Raw genomic sequence first — 20,754 nt, forward strand, 5'->3', positions numbered from 1 at the left:
ATATTTCAGTCGTTTTCAGCCATTTTCAGTGACTGGTAAATGGCATTCGCCACGCCACCGTCGTAATTACTAGTTGTTTCATATTTAGCGTATGATTTCACTTCCGGTTCTGCATTGGCCATTGCGAACGAATAACCAGCTGCTTTTAGCATAGACACGTCGTTAAAATTATCCCCAACTGTTACGACATTATCGAGGTGGTAACCATGCTCTTGACAGTATTTTTCAATAGCCTTACCCTTAGTCCCATCAGCATGGTTGATTTCAATATTGTACTTAAATGATGAGGTAATATGGGTATCAGGATATTTATCGCCTAGTTCTGCCGCTAATGGTTTAATCGTATTTTCAGGGTCTGCATCGACAAATGTAATCTTTATAATGGGTTGACCTTCTTCAGTGATCAAAGTTCTTAAATCATCACGATAATCGATAGTTGTTACCTCATTCGATTGTGTTGCGCGCGTTCTCGCTTCTTCTAATGACATTTCCGGATTCATCTCGTGAATCAGTTCCGTAATTGCAAGAATACGTTGCTCTAATGAAGATGAGTAGACATTTTTACTGGTCATGGCCTCCATATAAAAACCCGCTTCATAGCCTTTATCCAGGATATCAAGGGCAGTTTGATCATCGATATCCACTTCGTATTCTACTTTTCCATTTCTGTCAAAAAGGATTGAGCCGTTCAATCCGATAATCGGACAACGGATACCCGCTTCATCCAATTTAACTTTAGCTTCGGTAAAATTACGGCCAGTACATACAACAAATGGAATCCCTTTATTATACGTATGCATAATCGCATCAATATTTGCTTGTGGAATATCCATATTTTCGTCCAACAAGGTGCCATCCATATCTGAAACAATCAATTCAATCATTTGTAAGCTCCTATCTAAATTAAGTTAAACTCAGTTTACCATGGTCAATTTAAATTCACTAGTCAAACGGTGCATGGAAAAACAGATACCATCCTAATCTAACCAGGGGTTTGACTAGGCAGTAAATTACAAAAGACCTCATCCATGTTATAATGAAAAATGGACTATAAAGAAGAGGGGAGCGAAAAGCATGACACGATTAGGGAAGATACCAAGTGACTGGGCCAAAGAATTAGCGCCAGTATTAGAGTCTGAGAATTTTAAACGACTCGAAGATTTTATAATACAAGCATATGAAAAAGGCCCGGTTTACCCAGACCAAAATCATATCTATGCAGCTTTTGAGCATACGCCATTTGACCAAGTGAAAGTAGTCATCTTAGGACAAGATCCCTACCATCAACTAGGTCAAGCGCAAGGATTGAGTTTTTCAGTCAACAAAGGTGTGAAGATTCCACCTTCTTTAAGAAATATCTATAAAGAACTGCAGGCAGATCTAGATATCGAACCTGCTAGTCATGGGGATTTAAGAGAGTGGGCTGACCAGGGTGTTTTATTATTGAATGCAGTTTTAACTGTGCCAGATTCTAGCGCTAATGCCCACAAAGGTAAAGGATGGGAAGTTTTAACCGATGCGGCTATCAGTGCCTTAAATCAAGCCCCTGAACCCATTGTTTTTATTTTATGGGGCAATTCAGCAAAGGCCAAAGCTACTTTAATTGATGAAAATAAACATTATATTCTAAGTTCAGTGCACCCGAGTCCCTTATCTGCCTCACGTGGCTTTTTCGGGACTCAGCCATTTTCCAAGGCAAATGAATTGCTGGAAAAATCAGGGCGGACACCAATTGATTGGCGAGTGTCAGAATAGGTGATTAATGGGTTTCTGGATGGTGGATACATTGACCGGGCGTACAATTACAAGTAACATGGTCAACGTAAGTGGCTTGGTCTAGGGCATTGAGGATATTATCCTTCATCTTATCGTCTAATACAGAGGCTTGAATAAGTGCAGAAATCACCTTGTCAGCATCGGTATTACACCAACCATTTAATAGGGTCTGTGCTTGGTTTTCTAAGGCAGTGTCTTCATCGATTGCCGGGCGGTAAATAAATGATTTACCGTTTTTAGTCGTTTCTAGCCAGTTCTTTTTAGTTAGGCGGCCTATTAAGGTCTTAATCGTTGCGGCTTTCCAATCTTTTTTGTCCTCTAACGAGGCGATAATGGTGCGGGAATTCGTTTCTTTTTGCGCCCATACGACCCGCATGACTTCCCACTCAGCAGCGGAAACATCTTGGAAGTCTTGTCTTTTTTCTTGGATAATATTACTTGTCATCGCTGACTCCTTTCAGTAGTCGATATCAGATGATTGAATCAATTTTAGTTTACATTTGTAGATGGTTAAAAGCAAGTCAAATGGATTTTCTGTAGTTAATTTGTAATAATAGATTTGCAAAAAATAGACTTAAAACATTTTTTGTATAAATTATCTCATAATTTAAAATAAAATTTTCAAGCAAAAGATTTATTTGTGGGCAAAAAAGGCCCGAATAATTATTTAAGCTTCAGATGAATTGCCTTAATTGTTGGCTTAGACTGATGATTGTATTTTATAATAACGTCTGGCTATCAGGATGTGTTTATTTTTTCCTGAAACTATACCGGTCTTAAATAGTTGAAATTACAGAATGAACCATATATAGTTATATGTAACAGAAATACACCACTACATGTAGTGGTGTCGTTTTTTTTTTTGAATGGGAGGAATGTGATGTGAAAATTGTGTACATGTCCCTAACCGGACAGACACAAAAGTTTGTAAATAAACTTGAAATGGATAGCCTGAGAATTACAATGGATAATGCTTTTCAAGAAATTAACGAACCCTATATCGTGATTGCTCCAACTTATGATATTGAAGTGACCGAAATACTAAATGATTTTATTGAAACTGGCCATAACCTAACGTATTTAAAAGGTGTTTGCGGTTCAGGAAATTTAAATTTCAATGAACTCTATTGTTTTACTGCAAAAGATCTAGCAGAAGCGTATAATGTACCTTTGCTGTTAACTTTTGAATTCCAGGGAAATGTGAACGATGTAACAATTATGAAAGAAAAGGTGAATGAAATTGGACCAACCTAAAGCAGTAGTACAAGAAAAAGAAATTACATATTTCAAGCTGAATAACGAAGTTAACCGTCCACTAGACGGAAAAATTCAAATCGAGAAAGATAAAGAAGCGGTACGGGCTTACTTTTTAGAGCACGTTAACCCAAATACCGTGTTCTTCTATACTTTAGATGAAAAAATCGACTACTTAGTTGAACATGACTACTTAGAAGAAGGCTTCTTGAATTTATACGACCGTGAATTTGTCAAACGTTTAATGCAAGAAACGTATGACTTCAAATTCCGTTTCAAATCATTTATGAGTGCCTACAAATTCTATACGCAATACGCACTTAAAACAAACGACGGTAAACGTTATTTAGAGCGTTACGAAGACCGTATCGTATTTACAGCTTTATATTTAGCGAATGGTGACGAGCAAGTAGCGAGCGACTTACGTGATGAAATGATCAACCAACGATACCAACCAGCGACACCTACCTTCCTAAATGCAGGTCGTAAACGTCGTGGTGAATTGGTTTCATGTTTCTTAATCCAAGCAACTGATGACATGAACTCGATTGGTCGAACAATCAACTCAGCACTTCAACTATCACGTTTAGGTGGTGGGGTTGGGGTTAACCTAACAAACATTCGTGCAGCCGGAGATCCAATTAAGAAAATTGAAAATGCTTCTTCAGGTATCATTCCAGTCATGAAATTATTAGAAGATTCTTTCTCTTACTCTAATCAATTAGGGCAACGTAACGGTGCAGGTGCAGTTTACCTTAGCGTCTTCCATCCAGATGTTGTTTCATTCTTATCTGCGAAAAAAGAAAACGCTGATGAAAAAATCCGTGTGAAGACTTTATCATTAGGTCTAGTTGTACCTGATAAATTCTACGAATTAGCAGAAAAAGACGAAATGATGTACTTATTCAGCCCTTACGATGTTGAACGTATTTATGGTAAACCTTACGCCTATGTCAACATTACAGAAGAGTATGACAACTTGGTAAACAACTCTGAAATCAAGAAATCTAAGATCCGTGCGCGCGATTTAGAAGACGATATCTCTAAATTGCAACAAGAATCTGGTTATCCTTACATCATCAACATCGATACTGTAAATGACCAAAACCCAATTGACGGGACAATTGTTATGAGTAACTTGTGTTCGGAAATTTTACAAGTACAACGTCCTTCAATTATCAACAACGATCAAACATTTGAAGAATTAGGTACAGATATTTCATGTAACTTAGGTTCAACAAATATCAACAACTTAATGCATTCACCGGACTTTGGTAAATCAGTTGATACAATGGTTCGTGGTTTAACATATGTCACAGATGCATCAGCTATTGACGTAGTACCTTCAATTAAAAAAGGTAACGACTTAGCACATACTATCGGTTTAGGTGCAATGGGTCTACATACTTATTTTGCCTTAAATGAAATGCACTATGGTTCACCAGAATCGATTGAATTTACAGACAAATACTTCTTATTGTTAAACTACTATACTTTAGTAGCGTCTAACAGAATCGCTAAAGAACGTGGTGTCACTTTCGAAAACTTCGAAAACTCAACATATGCGACGGGTGAATATTTTGACAAATACATCAATGAAGAAACAACGTTTGAATTTGAAAGAGTTGCAGCACAATTTGAAGGTATTCACATCCCAACTCAAGAAGACTGGAAAGCCTTACGAGCTGCCGTTCAAGAGCATGGTTTATACCACCAAAACCGTTTAGCAGTTGCGCCTACTGGTTCAATTTCTTACGTTAATGAAACAAGCTCAAGTTTACACCCAATCATCCAATTGATTGAAGAGCGTCAAGAAAAGAAAACTGGTAAGACTTATTATCCAGCACCATTCTTAAACAATAAGACTCTACCTTATTACCAATCTGCTTACGATATCGACAACCGTCGTATTATCGATATTTATGCAGCTGCTCAACAACATATTGATCAAGGTATGAGTTTAACCTTATTCATGCGTTCAGATATTCCTGCAGGTTTATACCCTTGGAAAGAAGGGCGTACAAGCAAAATGACGACACGTGATTTAAATATCTTGCGTCGTTACGCATGGAAACGTGGCATCAAATCTATTTACTACGTACGTACATTCACAGATAACAACGAAGAAGTTGGCGCAAACTACTGTGAAAGCTGTACTGTTTAATCGATTGCACTTGGAATAAGGAAGGAACACACATGACGAATTTTAATGAAAATCCTTATATTGCTATTAACTGGAATGATATTGAGGATATGATTGACAAGTTGACTTGGGAAAAGTTAACAGAACAATTCTGGTTAGATACACGTATTCCATTATCAAATGATTTAGATACATGGCGTACATTATCATCTAGAGAACAAGACATGATTGGAAAAGTATTTGGTGGTTTAACACTACTAGATACTTTGCAATCTGAAGATGGTATGGAATCACTTAAAGCATCTATCCGTACCCAACATGAAGAAGCGGTTTACAACAACATCCAATTCATGGAAAGTGTACATGCTAAATCGTACTCATCTATTTTCTCAACTTTAAACACACCTAAAGAAATCGATAAAATCTTTGCTTGGACACGGGAAAATGAATTTATCCAATACAAAGCGAACCGTATTAACGGTATTTACCAAAATGGTACTGACTTACAAAGAAAAGTGGCTTCAGTATTCTTGGAATCATTTTTATTCTACTCAGGATTTTATGCACCACTTTGGTACTTAGGTAACGGCAAATTGCCAAACGTCGCTGAAATTATTAAATTGATTTTACGTGACGAAAGTGTCCACGGTACTTACATTGGTTACAAATTCCAAATTGCTTTCAATCAATTATCAAAAGAAGAGCAAGAAGACATGCAAAACTGGGCTTTTAGCTTATTGTTTGAATTATATGAAAATGAAGCAAAATACAGCGAGTACATCTATGATGACTTAGGCTGGACTGAAGACGTGAAAATTTTCCTACGTTACAATGCCAACAAAGCATTACAAAACTTAGGATTTGACCCATTGTTCCCAGATACTGCTGATGATGTAGACCCTATCGTTATGAACGGTATTTCTACCGGTACTTCAAACCATGACTTCTTCTCACAAGTAGGTAATGGTTACTTACTAGGGCAAGTTGAAGCCATGTCAGACGAAGACTACGAAAAATGGACTTAAAGTAAAATATTGCTACATAAAAAATTGCGCCTGTCGAAAATGACAGGCGCGATTTTTGCATGTTTTTTTGTATATACTTAATCATGAATGGTTTTTAGCTGTTTCTTAAACCAATTATTGATTATTTGGTAAACGGGTCTAGTATTGCCGTACATTAAACATTCATGACCGCGATTTTCAAACATCATGATTGTGACATCATCAAAACCAGAACGGGTGAATTCTTTAGCCAGTTTGTGGGTTTCTATACCACCATTAATCAGTGGATCGTTACGACCAGCAATAATGGCAATTGGTAAGTCCTTCCGGATGTTTCGGGTCCAGCTGGGTAAAGTTGCCTTATGAGCAATTTTTACCAACTCTGCAAAACCATTATTGGTGAAAACAAAGCCAACTAGCGGCCAATCCCTATCTTCACCATTTTTAGGCGGATACCAATATTCTGGAAAAGCATTGGCAACAGCAGGGTCATCAGTTATACCCGTACCGAATAGTTTTTGATGGATATAATAATTGTAGGCATCTGGATGCAAGGTATTTAAAATAGGTGCTAAGGCTGCACCTGTCGCGAAAATAGGGCTATGGGTGTTCGTCCCACTCAATAATACGCCGTCTACTTCCTCACTATATTGACCAAGATATAAACGGGTTATATATGCCCCCATTGAATGACCTAACACATAATAGGGTAAATCGGGATAATGTTTCTTAGTTGCTTGAACAACTCGATGTAAATCTTCAACCATGACTTTAGCAGCATCCTTTGTGCCAAAATAGCCTAAACGGTTGTGTTCTTTAGCTAGTCCTCCATGGCCAATATGGTCATGGGCGATGACTAAAAAGTTTTGGTCCACAAATGACTCAGCCACTTTTTTATAGCGACCACCAAATTCTGACATCCCATGGACAATATGGATAATGGCTTTTGGATGAGCAGCGTTTTGCCAAGCGTAAACAGGGATATAAGGGCGGTCAGGTGAAGCTGATGGAATAGTTACAGTGTTATAGTAGTCTAATGCAAACATAATTTCCCCTCTTTTTTTCAGTTAAGTCTATTATAGTATCTTCAATTCTAAAGCACAATTAATAGGGATATATAATTTATGGAATAGAAAAGGCCTGTGACAAAACGTCACAGGCCTTTTAAAATATCGTTATATCATTGATTTAATTGGTAATTCAGGTCCTAAGCAGCTTCGTCTACTTCCTCGTCCTCAACATCCTCGTCGTCGCCAGTGTCTGCTGGTCTAGATGATGATGAGGCGCTTGGTTGCGTAGTGGATGATGAAACACTTGAAGATTCCACTTCACTCGAAGGCGTTTCAACTTCAGAACTTTCACTCTCACTTGATTCAGATGATTCAATGTCAGAAAAACTTGATTCTTCACTCGATTCTTCAGCTGATGAGGAACTTGAGCTTGACGAAGAAGAAATAGAACTAGAAATAGAACTAGAAATAGAACTTGAGCTACTTGATGATGCACGGCTAGAAGATGATGACGATGATTGTACAATCGCATTTCCAGATGCTAACCAAGCTTGGTAATCTGAATACAAGTCATCGTTAGCCAAACCAGTTAAGATTTGTGATGATGGTGTTGCATTAGTTGGGAATTCATCTGGTATTGCATCTTTAACTAATTTCACTTCATGTACTGAATCAGGCTGTACCCAATCCGCATTTTCTGAAGTCGTAGATAGGTACCCCATAATTGCTTGGTATAGGTAACTTACAATATATCTATCTGACCCATCAATATAGCCAACTTCATCGGTAGAGAATGGGTTATCATAACCAGTCCAAATGGATAGAGCGTAATCAGTTGTATAACCTGACATCCAAGTATCAGGTACCGCACTTGAATCAACACCGAGTTCAGCAGCCTCTTCTTCGGTATAGTTTGTCGTACCTGATTTACCAGCTTCCGCTAATCCAGAAGTATGGTAATTAGTAGATAAACCATAAGAAGCATCCGTAAAGTTATCTTTCAACATGTCCGTTACCATATAAGCAGTTGAATCTTCCATGGCTTGGGTGCTTGTTGAATCAATCGTGACTTCTTCACCATCGAAAGTTGTAAAGTAATCAACCGCACGTGGTTGGTTGTATTCACCGTAATTACCTAGAGTAGCATAGGAGGCACTCAATTGTAATGGCGTAATCTCACCAGTGATAGAGTTAGCTTCATAGACTCCATTCCCATCATTTAACACAATCCCCATACCTTGTAGGAATTCATCTACTTGGTCGGTACCAACCTCTTGTAATAGTTTTAAGGCTGGAATGTTACGAGAACCGATTAAAGCTTGACGCAGGGTGATAGTGCCTTGGTATAGGTTATCGTAGTTATTAATCTCTGTCCCATCTGAATAAGTATGTTCTTCATCTTCAATAGAAGATTCGGTAGAGTAGTTTAGATATTCTATAGCAGTCGCATAGTCCGCAAATGGTTTAATAGAAGAACCAACACTTCGTTCTAATTTCGTTGCCCGGTTATAAGACAATTGTCCTTCTTGGTTACGTCCACCGTATAGGGCAAGGATATTACCCGTTTCTGTATCCACTAATGACGCTGCAGCTTGCATGTTGTCATTTGTGAAATAATAACCATCTTCATCCTCGATTGTATTGTAGATTTCAGTCATGGCATCCATATCTAAATGCGTATAGATTTGTAACCCGTCTGAATACATGTCATAACCAGCTTCCTCAACTTCAGCGGCAACCTCTTGGATATAAGAGTCTAACATAATTGCAGTTTCAGATTGTTCAGTTGACTCAGTGTCAATATCTTGTAAACCATCTTCAATTGGTGTGGCTACTGCCTCGTCGTATTCCTCTTGAGTAATTTTTTCATTATCCAACATCTCTGTAAGTACTAAGTTTCTTCTTTCTTCAGCAGCTTCAGGATCTGAATATGGATCGTAAGCGTTAGGTGCTTGTGGCATACCAGCTAATAGGGCAGTTTGGGCTATTGACAGCTCACTTAAAGACTTACCATAGTAAACTTCAGCAGCAGTCCCCATACCGTAGACACCGTTGGCCATGTAGACTTTATTAATATAAAACTCAAAGATTTCTTGTTTTGAGTAGTCTTGTTCTAATTGAATGGCTAGCCAGATTTCTTGGACTTTACGTTTATAAGTTTGGTCTTCCTCATTAGTTGAAAAAGAGGTTAGCTTCACTAATTGCTGGGTTAGGGTTGAACCACCTTGTGCAATCCCCCCCGCCTTTAAGTTGGCCAAAAATGAACCTGCAATACGAATCGGGTCAAAACCGTTATGCTCCATAAAGCGTTGGTCCTCAATCGAAGTAACGGCATCAAATGTTGTTTGCGAAATATCACTTTCGTCAACGATTATTCGATCGTTTTGACTAGTTTCGTACACAACGTTTCCTTCATTGTCATATACACTAGATGCGATGGTACCGTACAAATCTTCTTCGGTGATTGCAGGGCTATCAGAAATCCAGGAATAGGCAATGATTGAAAGGGCCACCCCAACTACCACACCGGCGCCAACAACACCAAGTAGGATCTTTTTCCAAAGGGCCATACCAGAGCGGTTAGACTTACCTCGCTTACCTTGATTTCTTTTAGACGACTTGTGATTATTTTGGCTTCGTCGTCTTGAGTTTTGATCTTGACTCATACTTATCACTCCTATTACATTTATTTAAATATGATGATGGGATGCAATCATTTCATCCACAGCTGCTAAATAGTCAATTCGGGGTTGATACCCCATGTTTGCTTGGACACCTTCAGATTGAATTCTCTTTAATGGAATTGCAGTGATGTCATTGGCCACAAAAGCAGTCCAGTCTTCCAACAAGGCAGATATAGGGTAAACATAGGCTTCATTTCTTTCTTTAAATAGAAACAGGACAAAACAAATCCCACCATGATTGGCACAATTTGTCATGTGATCTATTTGATGTTGATGAATATTATGAAGGGGGAACTTGGTTTTAAGGTTTGTTTGTTTAGCCTCAAAATCTAGATAGTGCCCTTTATAGATACCATTATAATCTGTTGTGGAAGCTGTACGATAGTAGGCTTCAGTTATCACAGCGCGACTTCTTTTTGGATAGTCGACTGAAACAACTTGGATTGGTGTTGGCTTTTTGTGAATAATAGCTTTGTCACGCAATAAATACCACTGGTTGGCTTGATTAATCATTTCCTCCAGCTTCATACCACGCTTGGCAAAGTTTGCTTTCCCTTTAGAAGAAGCGGATAGTGAACGATTCGTCTTAGATTGGTAGACTTTACCGTTGGGATACCTCATGATGACCTCCTTCAGAATATGGCACCAAAAAATTGACACCATATTTACTCTATTTTATCCTAGTTAGGACATATACCATAGTTTTAACACGGATTTTAATATAAAAACAAGAAATATCCACCCTTATAGTATAACATTAATGGCATTTTGGCTCATTAACTAGACAATTCGCCAGTTTTAGTGTAGTATTTTATGATGTTAAGATTATGCATAAATACGTAATCGATTAGTAAATATAACTAGAGTTAGGGGAATTTAAATGTCAGTAAATTATGAACAAACATCAACAAACGAAGGTATTTTACATTTTACCGTAGCAAAAGAAGATGCAGCGAAAGCTAAGAAACAAGCTTTTAACCGTATTAAAAAGGATGTATCTATCCCAGGTTTCCGTAAAGGGAAAGTAAACTATCAAATGTTTGTAAAAATGTTTGGTGAGCAATCTTTAATTGAAGATGCTGTAAATATCGTTTTACCAGAAGCTTATACAAAAGCTGTTGAAGAATCAGGTTTAGAAGTTGTTACACAACCTCGCTTCGATATTAAATCTGCTGAGCCAAATGCTGACTGGGAATTAATTGCATATGTTGCGACTAAACCAGAAGTTAAATTGGGTCAATACAAAAACCTAACTGTTGCTAAACAAGAAGTTGAAGTAACTGAAGAAGAAATCAACGACCGTTTATCTGCAGCACAAGCTAACTTAAGCGAATTAGCTTTAAAAGAAGGCGCTGCTGAAACTGGTGACACTGTTGTTATTGACTACGAAGGCTTCCAAGATGGTGAAGCATTCGCAGGTGGTAAAGGTGAAAACCATTCATTAGAATTAGGTTCTGATTCATTCATCCCTGGTTTTGAAGACCAATTAGTTGGTGTTAAAGAAGGCGACGAAGTAGAAGTTAACCTTACTTTCCCTGAAGATTACCATGCAGATGAATTAGCTGGTAAAGATGCTACATTCAAAGTTAAAGTACACGAAGTGAAAACTAAAGAAGTACCAGAATTAGATGACGAATTTGCTAAAGACGTTGACGAAGAAGTTGAAACTTTAGACGAATTAAAAGAAAAATACCGTAAAGAATTAACGGATCAAAAAGAAGCTGCAGCTAAAGAAGCTCGCGAAGAAGAAGCTTTACGTTTAGCAGTAGAAAATGCTGAAATTAATGATTTGCCACACGAAATGGTACATGAAGAAGTTCACCGTCAAATGGACCACTACTTAAACGAAATGCAACGTTCAGGTATTTCTAAAGAAATGTACTTCCAATTAACAGGTACAACTGAGGCAGACTTACACACTCAATTCGAACAAGATGCTGACACTCGCGTGAAAACTAACTTGATTCTTGAGCAAATCGTTGAAGATGAAAACATCACTGCTGAAGTTGAAGATGTAGAAAAAGAAATCGCTACATTAGCTGAAACTTACGGCATGACTGTTGAAGAAGTTAAAAACGTTGTAACAGAAGATATGTTGAAAAATGATATTGCATTGAAAAAAGCAATGGCATTAATCACTGATACTGTTGAAGAAGCGTAAGCTTTATTATAGTATTCAGACATAAAGCCAAGGGGCGACTCCTTGGCTTTTTCTTAAGCAAAAGAATTGGATAATGAACAAAAAAACCGAGCCTAAGCTCGGTTTTTTCGTATTGGAATAGCTATTAGAATGCTTTTACGATTGTGTCTAAGAAGTGTTTGTTATAGCCTTCAGCGTCAACGCCCAAAGCCACAAATACATTAGGTTCTTCATTGCGGTTTAAGGCGGCTTGATCTTGGACTAAACGACCTTCTTGTTCGCCGTATAAACTCTTGATGCGGAATGTTTCACCAGTCACCCAGTCACTCTTAAGGGCAACAGAGACGGCTAATGGATCGTGTAGGGCACAACCTGTTAGGTCTTCGTATGAATTTGCGTAAGCCTTAAAGTAATAGGTCACAATCTCATGGAATACTTCGGCAGCTTCAGACATTTCTAACCAAGGGGCGATATCAGTATCTGTGATTAGGGTACGTAAAGTCACATCTAAACCGATGATTTTAATTCGTAAACCGGAATCAAAGACAATGTTATTCGCTTCTGAGTCCTTCCAGAAGTTAGCTTCAGCAAATGGGCTTACGTTTCCTGGAACTGTTAAAGCACCACCCATAGAAACAATCCCTTTAATTTTTTGCATAGCAGGTAAGTCTTTTTGAATGGCTAAGGCGACATTCGTTAAAGGGCCTGTTGTCACTAAGATTAATTCTTCACCGTATTTGTTGGCAGACTCAATAATGAAGTCAATAGCGTCTTGGTCAGAAATATTGTTACCAGCAGGTAATTCGATATTTCCTAAACCATTTAAACCATGGAAGATACCAGATGCTGTTTCTTGGATATAATCTTCACTTGCCCCAAGTTTGTGGGAAGCGCCACGGAAAACTGGGATGTCTTCGCGGTCTAATAATTTTAATACTGCTGAGGCATTATGCACGCATTTGTCTACTTCAGCGTTTCCAAATACAGATGTAATGCCGATTACTTCTGCGTCCTCTTCGCCCAAAGCAAGTGCAATAGCCATTGCATCATCAATACCAGTATCAAAGTCTAAGATTAGTTTCATATTTAAACCCCCTATAAAGTTGGATATTTTTCAATATCTTATCCTATGTAAAGTATAAGACATTGTCTTTCAAATTGATAGAAGAAAGACAATGCCTTAGATAAGTTTATTTAAATTTACTATTGAGTTAGGTTTTAAATTAGAAGAAGAAACCAACAACTGTTGATGAAATCGTAGATACTAAGACAGAAGCAATGATTAAACGCCATGTATTATTTGCGACAACTTTTGCTTGTTTAGCTGACATAATTTTTATAGAAGCAATAATCATACCGACAGTTGCGATATTTGAAAATGAGATAACGTAAGTTGACATCATTGCCATAGTCTTCTCTGTTACTTGTCCAGATACTGCTTGGACTTCACCTAAGGCTACAAATTCATTGGTTAATAATTTAGAAGCCATGATTGAACCAGCACTTACAATATCAGCACTTGGCACTCCCATGACATAGGCAAGTGGCGAAAAAACATAGCCTAAAATGGTAAAGAAATCAATACCAAATATCAATGTAGCTAATGAATTAAGGAATGTAATTAAAGCTGTAAAACCAATAAGAGAACCAGCAATTGCTAAGGCAATTTGGAAACCACTAGAAATATAGTCACTTAACACTGAGAAGAAGTTCTCATCATCAATACCTTCATTTTCTTTAGCCTCTTCGATAGGATTAAAATCTACTTGATACGTTTGAGGGTTATAGGGTGCCATCAGTGAGACAATAATAAACGCAGCGAAAACATTCAATAGAATTGCAACAACTACAAATTTACCGTCAACCATTTGCATATAAGAAGCAATCGTTGTAGCAGATACACAAGAAAGACCCATTAACACAAACGTAAAGATTTGTTCAGGTGAAAATTTATCAATATAACGTTTAAGCGTAATCAAACCATTGGATTGGCCGAGCATAGCCATTATGATAGCAATATAAGATTCATTTTCTCCCATACCAGTAATTTTATTAAGAATTTTACCGATATATTTAGCAATGAAAGGTAAAACGTTAATGTATTGAAGGATACCAATCAATCCAGAGATAAAAACAATTGGCATTAAAACATTTAGGAAGAAGATCCCGTAGTTTGTAGCTCCTTCCCCAAAGACAAATTCGGTACCGCCGTTTGCTTGTAAAATTAACCAGTTAAATAAACCTGATACACCTTCCAAAATTGCAATCCCAAAGCTTGTTCTTAAACCAACAAAGGCTAAAACAAACATAATAACTAATAAAATGCCTACTTGCTTAATGCGGGCGTTCTTACGGTCTTTACTAAGAAGTAAAGCAATAAATCCGATAACAATTAATCCGATAATTCCGCGAATAATACTCATAGTTATCTCCTTTTCTTATTTGTATTCAAATTTTGCACTGTTTATCATTATAAAATATCGGTCAATAAAATACTAGTAATATTCTGATGATTTCCGAATGATAAACCAAATGTAATTCTTAAATTTAAAATACAATATAATAAGGCTGAATAAACCAATAAAATGAAGACTTTTAAATTGACTTGAAGTCAAGAATTTGGCACAATAAGGTGATGTAAAAGAGAAAGGAGAACGGATAGCATGTATAATGATGATGAACAAACAACGATTCACTGTTCTTTTTGTGGAAAATCACAAGATGAGGTAGACAAAATCATCGCTGGACCTGGCGTCTATATCTGTAATGAATGTGTAGCACTATGTCAAGAAATCATTGATGAAGAAGTTAGCCAAGAACGACAAGAATCTTATACAATGGTTGAACCACCAAAACCAACTGAAATTCGTTCCATCTTAGATGATTATGTTATTGGTCAAGATCAAGCTAAAAAAACTTTATCAGTAGCAGTATATAACCACTACAAACGTATTTCTTCTAATAACGAAACAAATGATGATGGGGTATCTCTACAAAAGAGTAACATCCTACTAATGGGCCCAACTGGTTCAGGTAAAACATACTTAGCTCAAACTTTAGCACGTATTCTTGATGTGCCATTTGCGATTGCAGATGCAACGACACTGACAGAAGCGGGTTATGTTGGGGAAGATGTTGAAAATATCCTAGTGAAATTAATGCAATCAGCTGATTTCGATGTTGAGCGCGCACAAAAAGGGATTATCTATGTCGATGAAATCGATAAGATTGCTCGTAAGTCAGAAAACGTCTCAATCACCCGTGACGTATCTGGTGAAGGTGTACAACAAGCCTTACTGAAGATTTTAGAGGGTACTGAAGCGAATATTCCGCCACAAGGTGGTCGTAAACATCCACACCAAGAATTGATTCAAGTGGATACAACAGACATTCTCTTTATTGTAGGTGGTGCCTTTGATGGTATCGAGCCAATTATTAAAGAACGTCTAGGTGAAAAGGTCATTGGTTTTGGCAATTCTTCAAACAACCATATTTTGAATGACAACGATGCAATTATGCAACAAGCCATTCCACAAGACTTACAAACTTTCGGGCTAATTCCTGAATTTATTGGACGTTTACCGATTATGGCGAACTTGAATAAATTAACAAAAGAAGATTTAGTCCACATTCTAACGCAACCTAAAAATGCCTTAGTGAAACAGTATCAACAATTATTGAAGATGGATAATGTGGAATTAACCTTTACAGATGAAGCTTTAGATGCCATCGCACAAAAAGCTTTAGACCGTAAGACAGGCGCGCGTGGGTTACGCTCAATTATTGAAGAAGCTATGTTAGAAATCATGTTTGAAATTCCTTCACGAGAAGACGTTTCAAAAGTAATGATTACTGAATCAGTGATTAATGACGACATCGAACCAGATTTATTTGACTTAGAAGGCGAAAAAATCGCTTAATTATTGTTAATAGTAGCAGTGTATTAAATACAATGGGAAAGACTAGAATGAGTCTTTCCTTTTTGCGTCAGAAAGGGGATTTTTCATGGACGTACATAACGTTGAGTTTCTGATATCTGCCGTGAGGCCAGAACAGTATCCAGCACCCATTATTCCGGAAATCGCGTTAGCAGGTCGGTCTAATGTTGGGAAAAGTTCTTTCATCAACACAATGATCAACCGTAAAAAACTGGCTAGAACCTCTAGTAAACCAGGTAAAACACAACAATTAAACTATTATCAAATTGAAGATTTATTCTACTTTGTGGATGTGCCAGGTTACGGTTATGCCAGAGTAAGCAAGACAGAAAAAGCTAAATGGGGCGAGATGTTAGAAACGTATTTTGCTAGCCGTGAAAATCTAGCATTGGCCCTATTGGTTGTTGACTTCCGTCATCAGCCAACAAAAGATGATATCCAAATGAAAGAGTTTATGGATTACCATGGTGTACCATATTTTGTCATAGCAACAAAAACAGACAAAATTAAGAAGAGTCAATGGAATAAACACTTAAGTGATATTTATAAAACATTAGAATTAGAATCAATCGATCAGATCTTGCCATTCTCTGCTGAAACAAAGGATGGCCGCGATGAAGCGTGGGAAATTATTCAAGCTGTTTTAGATGGCGAATTTGAGGCTGAAGTATAGGCTGCAAATATTCGTAAAGAATATAGCCATATCGATTGCATTTTGATTTGGTTTCCGCTATATTTATTGTGAGTTTTTGCCGGCAAAAGTAGGTGATCAATTGGCGAATTTTATTCCAGAGGAAATCATTAATGAAGTTAAGAATAATGTAAATATCCTTGATGTTACCAGTCAATTTGTTGACTTACAAAAAAGGGGACGTAACTATTTTGGTTATTGTCCATTTCATGAAGAACGTACGCCTTCGTTCACAGTAAATGAAGAAAAGCAGATTTTTCACTGCTTCTCATGTGGTCGGGGGGGTAATGTTTTTCGTTTTATGGAAGAAATTGAAGGCTATTCCTTCCCCCAAGCTGTCCAAAAGGTAGCTGAAGCTGGGAATGTTTCGGTATCTTTCGATTGGTCAGCCTTAGATGATGGCAGACAAACAGCCAATTATTCAAGTGCGCAAAATCGACTCATCCAAATTCATGAAGAATTAAGGCAATTTTACCATTATTTATTGATGAATACGGAAAACGGTCACCAAGGACTAACCTATCTATATGATCGAGGTTTAAGCAAAGAAACGCTTGATGCCTACCAAATTGGTATCGCACCTGAAGATGGGCGCTTAGCTGCACAACATCTGTTAAACAAAGAATTTACCATTGAAGAGTTGCAACTTTCTGGTATATTTGTAGGCGACCAAGACCGGTTAAAAGATAGATTTGCTGGTCGTGTGATGTTCCCACTACGAAATCCCCAAGGGAAGACTGTTGGTTTTTCAGGGAGGATCTTGCCTGGCTCTAACCATTATGAAAGTCATCCTGATGTAGCCAAGTACTTGAATAGTCCTGAGACAGAAATATTCGAGAAAAATACTTTCCTGTTTAACTTGGATTTAGCTCAGAATGAAGCCCGAAGAGCCAAAGAGCTCGTTTTATTTGAAGGTTTTATGGACGTCATAGCCTCACACAATGAAGGTGTAGGCAATGGGGTTGCATCTATGGGAACTAGTTTAACCAACAACCAAATTAAGGCTATTGAACGAACAAGTAAACAGGTCTTAATTGCCTATGATGGAGATAAACCCGGTCAAAAGGCGACCCTTCGAGCAATTAACTTGATACAAGATCAAAGTAGTCGTTTGAAGCTAAATGTGCTAGCCTTTGAGCAAAACTTAGACCCTGATGAATTTATTCAAAAGTATGGTGGCGAGCGGTATGTCAATTTTGTCTTGAACAAAAGGTTGAGTCCGATTCATTTCATGAGGAATTATTACCGGCAGGAATTTTCTCTTGAGACTGATAATGGCAAGATCCAATTCATTAATGTGATGTTGGAAGCCATTGCTAAAATTCAACAAGCCATCGATCGGGATATCTATGTTGGAGAAATTGCTGAAGATACAGGTGTATCTAAAGACACCTTATTACACCAGTTAGAGAGTCGTAGTCCTAAAAACCAGTCACACCGACCCTACCAAGCTGATGATAACGGCAACCAGAAGTCTTTTCCAACAAATACCAATTTTCAACCAAGTATTCCTGCTACAACAAGCAAGAAAAAGTCCCAACTTGAAAAAAGTGAATTGCTATTACTATACCGTTTACTCTATAATAGTGAAACATGGTTACTAATAGCGAATAGGGATTTTCATTTCCAGTCTAGTGAAGTTGAAACGGTCTTTATGTTATTGTCTGACTATCGAGAAAATAATCAAAATATTGACGGTGAGATTGACCCTGGAGATTTCTTACAAGCTTTGTCAGGTGCTGAAGAACAGCGTCTTGTAGCTGAAGTGATGAATATGGAAGTGGCACCAGATATAGGTGAGGGCGAAGTTGAAGATCTAATTTATAATATTCAAATTAAAGGTAATATTGAACAAAAAATGCAATCTTTAGACGACGAAATTGCTTATGCAAGATCGGTAGACGACTTTGCACAAATTAGCATTTTGATCAAACAAAAAATAGATTTGTTAAAGCAAATAAAAAGTCGTGGTAAATAAACTATTACAATTATTATTTATGTAAGGAGCGAATTGAATGGTAAAGAAAAAAGTGGACGGCGTAACACTTAACCAAGCTACAAAACAATTAATTGCTGAGAAAAAAATTCTTGGTACAATTCAATATACTGATTTAAGCGATAAAATCGCACAACCTTTTGCCTTAGATGATAAAGGTATGGATAGCTTGATCGAAAAATTTGAAGATCAAGGTATTGCCGTTGTTGATGAAAATGGCGAACCAACATTGCGTCAAATGGATAAAGAAGCCGACAAAGAAGCAGAAAAAGTGAAGAAAGAGGAAGTAGATCCTACTTCTGTAGCTTCTGACGTTAAAATTAACGACCCAGTTAGGATGTACTTGAAAGAGATTGGCCGCGTAGAATTATTAACTGCGGACGAAGAGGTTTCTTTAGCACAACGTATTGAACAAGGTGACCCAGTAGCTAAGCAAGAATTAGCTGAAGCCAACTTACGTTTGGTTGTATCTATTGCTAAACGTTATGTAGGACGTGGTATGTCATTCTTAGATTTAATTCAAGAAGGTAACATGGGGCTAATGAAGGCTGTTGAGAAATTTGACTACCATAAAGGGTTCAAATTCTCTACTTACGCTACTTGGTGGATTCGTCAAGCCATTACCCGTGCCATTGCTGACCAAGCGCGTACTATCCGTATTCCGGTACATATGGTTGAAACTATTAATAAATTAGTACGTATCCAACGTCAATTATTGCAAGATTTAGGGCGCGAACCAACCCCAGAAGAAATTGGGGCTGAAATGGATTTACCAACTGAAAAAGTACGTGATATTCTAAAAATTGCTCAAGAGCCAGTATCATTGGAAACACCTATTGGAGAGGAAGATGACTCTCACCTAGGTGATTTCATTGAAGACCATGATGCAACTAGTCCTGCTGACTACACTTCTGCAGAATTATTAAAAGAACAATTAAACGAGGTCTTAGATACTCTAACAGACCGTGAAGAAAATGTTTTACGTTTACGTTTCGGTCTAGAAGATGGTCAATCGAAAACATTGGAACAAGTTGGTCAACAATTTGGCGTTACCCGGGAGCGTATCCGTCAAATCGAGGCAAAAGCATTGAGAAAATTACGCCACCCATCTCGTTCAAAACAATTAAAAGACTTTTTAGAATAAGATTCACAACCAAAAAAGCAGCCGAAGGGCTGCTTTTTTTATTGCGAGTTTTTAAATTGTATTGACCATAGAGCCTCGTAATTCAAATGCCATTTGACACTGTACTTATCTCTCAGCATGCTATAACCAAGGAACCAATCTATTGCTTGAAATAAGACGATGACCTCCGTAGATTCCTTAACTAAGTTATAAAAACAGCCTTGTAACTGGTCAAAATCACTAGACATAATAGACACAGAGACATCATTGTAGTCGGGTTAACCTTCACTAGGAAATTCGTCTGAGAATAATAAACTCTTGCCGTCAATGTCTAGGGCACCGCGCAGGAAATGATGGTGCTATGTTTTTGGTAATTGACCGGAATTTTCAGTATCTACCATAGCGCCATATTCAACTGCGGCTGATATTTTAACACCTAGTGTTTCTTGATAGTAGGGCATTGCATCTGTGGCTTATCCATAGAAAGATAAGTAAGGGATTATAGTCATGATTCCACGCCTTTATCGTGACTCCTTGTTTAATTCAGTTTAGCAAATTTTAGCAAAGCCCTAAAATTTCACCGATAAATCAGAGGTTAAAAAAAACAGAAATTTGAAATATTGATAGTAAATCAAGGGGGACGAAGACAAAGATTGTATCTATTTGTTTCTTTATGTATTCATATCAAGTTCATTTTTTTCAGCCGCTTATATAGAAAGAAGTGGGTTTTCACTAAAAAATATGGCTAAAAAGTTAGAAAAAGATGATGCTGTTTTCATTTTTTGTTTGACCTTCATATCAACATGCCGTAAAGTACGACAAAGGAAAAAATACTTCGCAATCAAAAACAGATGACAAGTTGGCTTCAAGAATCATTAAGGGTCATATCTGAGTATGTGAAAAATGAAAGGGAAAGTATTTTAATTTTAATAAAGCCAATCGGCACCGATGTTTTTAATAAAATCCCACAGATTGCAGGTATGTAGCTTGAATTT

16 protein-coding genes are annotated in these 20,754 nt (G+C 37.4%); 9 read left to right on the top strand and 7 right to left on the bottom strand.

From position 1 onward, the window contains the following. Window positions 1-5: 5 nt before the first annotated feature. A complete protein-coding gene (locus tag ACRCJ0_RS02845; protein ID WP_431389441.1) occupies window positions 6-884 on the bottom strand; it encodes a Cof-type HAD-IIB family hydrolase in 879 nt (292 codons plus the stop codon). Between the two features lie 190 nt (window positions 885-1,074). On the opposite strand from ACRCJ0_RS02845, the gene ACRCJ0_RS02850 reads away from it, so the two are divergent. Then, window positions 1,075-1,755, top strand: coding sequence for a uracil-DNA glycosylase (locus ACRCJ0_RS02850; RefSeq protein ID WP_431389442.1), 681 nt, complete (start codon window positions 1,075-1,077; stop codon window positions 1,753-1,755). A 4-nt stretch (window positions 1,756-1,759) separates the two neighbouring features. On the opposite strand, the gene ACRCJ0_RS02855 is transcribed toward ACRCJ0_RS02850, so the two are convergent. Then, window positions 1,760-2,221, bottom strand: a complete 462-nt coding sequence (locus ACRCJ0_RS02855; protein WP_034258154.1) for a CopY/TcrY family copper transport repressor — start codon at window positions 2,219-2,221, stop codon at window positions 1,760-1,762. 437 nt (window positions 2,222-2,658) lie between these two features. Between ACRCJ0_RS02855 and nrdI the strand changes: the two genes are divergently transcribed. The 3 genes from nrdI to nrdF are packed head-to-tail and all read left to right on the top strand — an operon-like array spanning window position 2,659 to window position 6,198. After that, entirely contained in the window at window positions 2,659-3,030 is a 372-nt protein-coding gene (gene nrdI / locus ACRCJ0_RS02860) for a class Ib ribonucleoside-diphosphate reductase assembly flavoprotein NrdI (RefSeq protein ID WP_016897516.1), read from the top strand. Next, window positions 3,011-5,194: a class 1b ribonucleoside-diphosphate reductase subunit alpha gene (gene nrdE / locus ACRCJ0_RS02865; RefSeq protein ID WP_419985835.1), complete on the top strand. Its 2,184-nt coding sequence runs from the start codon at window positions 3,011-3,013 to the stop codon at window positions 5,192-5,194. The genes nrdI and nrdE overlap by 20 nt, the downstream gene beginning before the upstream one ends. Before the next feature lie 32 nt (window positions 5,195-5,226). Beyond that, window positions 5,227-6,198 (top strand): class 1b ribonucleoside-diphosphate reductase subunit beta, encoded by a 972-nt coding sequence (gene nrdF / locus ACRCJ0_RS02870; RefSeq protein ID WP_016897514.1) that lies wholly within the window; start codon window positions 5,227-5,229, stop codon window positions 6,196-6,198. 77 nt (window positions 6,199-6,275) lie between these two features. On the opposite strand, the gene ACRCJ0_RS02875 is transcribed toward nrdF, so the two are convergent. The 3 genes from ACRCJ0_RS02875 to recU form a co-directional block, all read right to left on the bottom strand. Further along, window positions 6,276-7,223, bottom strand: coding sequence for an alpha/beta fold hydrolase (locus ACRCJ0_RS02875; RefSeq protein ID WP_431389443.1), 948 nt, complete (start codon window positions 7,221-7,223; stop codon window positions 6,276-6,278). 161 nt (window positions 7,224-7,384) lie between these two features. Beyond that, complete coding sequence (locus ACRCJ0_RS02880; protein WP_431389444.1) at window positions 7,385-9,853, bottom strand: transglycosylase domain-containing protein; 2,469 nt, start codon at window positions 9,851-9,853, stop codon at window positions 7,385-7,387. 24 nt (window positions 9,854-9,877) lie between these two features. Next, window positions 9,878-10,492, bottom strand: a complete 615-nt coding sequence (recU, locus tag ACRCJ0_RS02885; RefSeq protein ID WP_026465913.1) for a Holliday junction resolvase RecU — start codon at window positions 10,490-10,492, stop codon at window positions 9,878-9,880. A 259-nt stretch (window positions 10,493-10,751) separates the two neighbouring features. On the opposite strand from recU, the gene tig reads away from it, so the two are divergent. Next, window positions 10,752-12,032 carry a trigger factor gene (gene tig, locus ACRCJ0_RS02890; RefSeq protein WP_016897510.1) on the top strand — a complete coding sequence of 427 codons (1,281 nt, stop codon included), beginning with the start codon at window positions 10,752-10,754 and terminating at the stop codon, window positions 12,030-12,032. Window positions 12,033-12,156: 124 nt separating this feature from the next. Here the strand turns inward: tig and ACRCJ0_RS02895 are convergent, their stop codons facing one another. Together ACRCJ0_RS02895 and ACRCJ0_RS02900 are read right to left on the bottom strand one after the other, a co-directional pair. Next, entirely contained in the window at window positions 12,157-13,095 is a 939-nt protein-coding gene (locus tag ACRCJ0_RS02895) for a nucleoside hydrolase (protein ID WP_431389445.1), read from the bottom strand. A gap of 139 nt (window positions 13,096-13,234) precedes the next feature. Continuing rightward, on the bottom strand, window positions 13,235-14,434 hold the full coding sequence (locus ACRCJ0_RS02900; protein ID WP_431389447.1) for a NupC/NupG family nucleoside CNT transporter: 1,200 nt from the start codon (window positions 14,432-14,434) through the stop codon (window positions 13,235-13,237). A gap of 240 nt (window positions 14,435-14,674) precedes the next feature. Here ACRCJ0_RS02900 and clpX point away from each other — a divergent pair, with 240 nt between their 5' ends. The 4 genes from clpX (at window position 14,675) to rpoD (ending at window position 19,780) form a co-directional block, all read left to right on the top strand. Next, on the top strand, window positions 14,675-15,931 hold the full coding sequence (gene clpX, locus ACRCJ0_RS02905) for an ATP-dependent Clp protease ATP-binding subunit ClpX (protein ID WP_048725822.1): 1,257 nt from the start codon (window positions 14,675-14,677) through the stop codon (window positions 15,929-15,931). A gap of 85 nt (window positions 15,932-16,016) precedes the next feature. Further along, window positions 16,017-16,622: a ribosome biogenesis GTP-binding protein YihA/YsxC gene (gene yihA / locus ACRCJ0_RS02910; protein WP_069285722.1), complete on the top strand. Its 606-nt coding sequence runs from the start codon at window positions 16,017-16,019 to the stop codon at window positions 16,620-16,622. A 100-nt stretch (window positions 16,623-16,722) separates the two neighbouring features. Beyond that, entirely contained in the window at window positions 16,723-18,618 is a 1,896-nt protein-coding gene (gene dnaG / locus ACRCJ0_RS02915; RefSeq protein WP_431389448.1) for a DNA primase, read from the top strand. Window positions 18,619-18,655: 37 nt separating this feature from the next. Then, a complete protein-coding gene (gene rpoD / locus ACRCJ0_RS02920; protein ID WP_016897504.1) occupies window positions 18,656-19,780 on the top strand; it encodes an RNA polymerase sigma factor RpoD in 1,125 nt (374 codons plus the stop codon). Window positions 19,781-20,754: the final 974 nt, after the last annotated feature.

The sequence above is a fragment of the Aerococcus sp. L_32 genome (assembly GCF_050689315.1).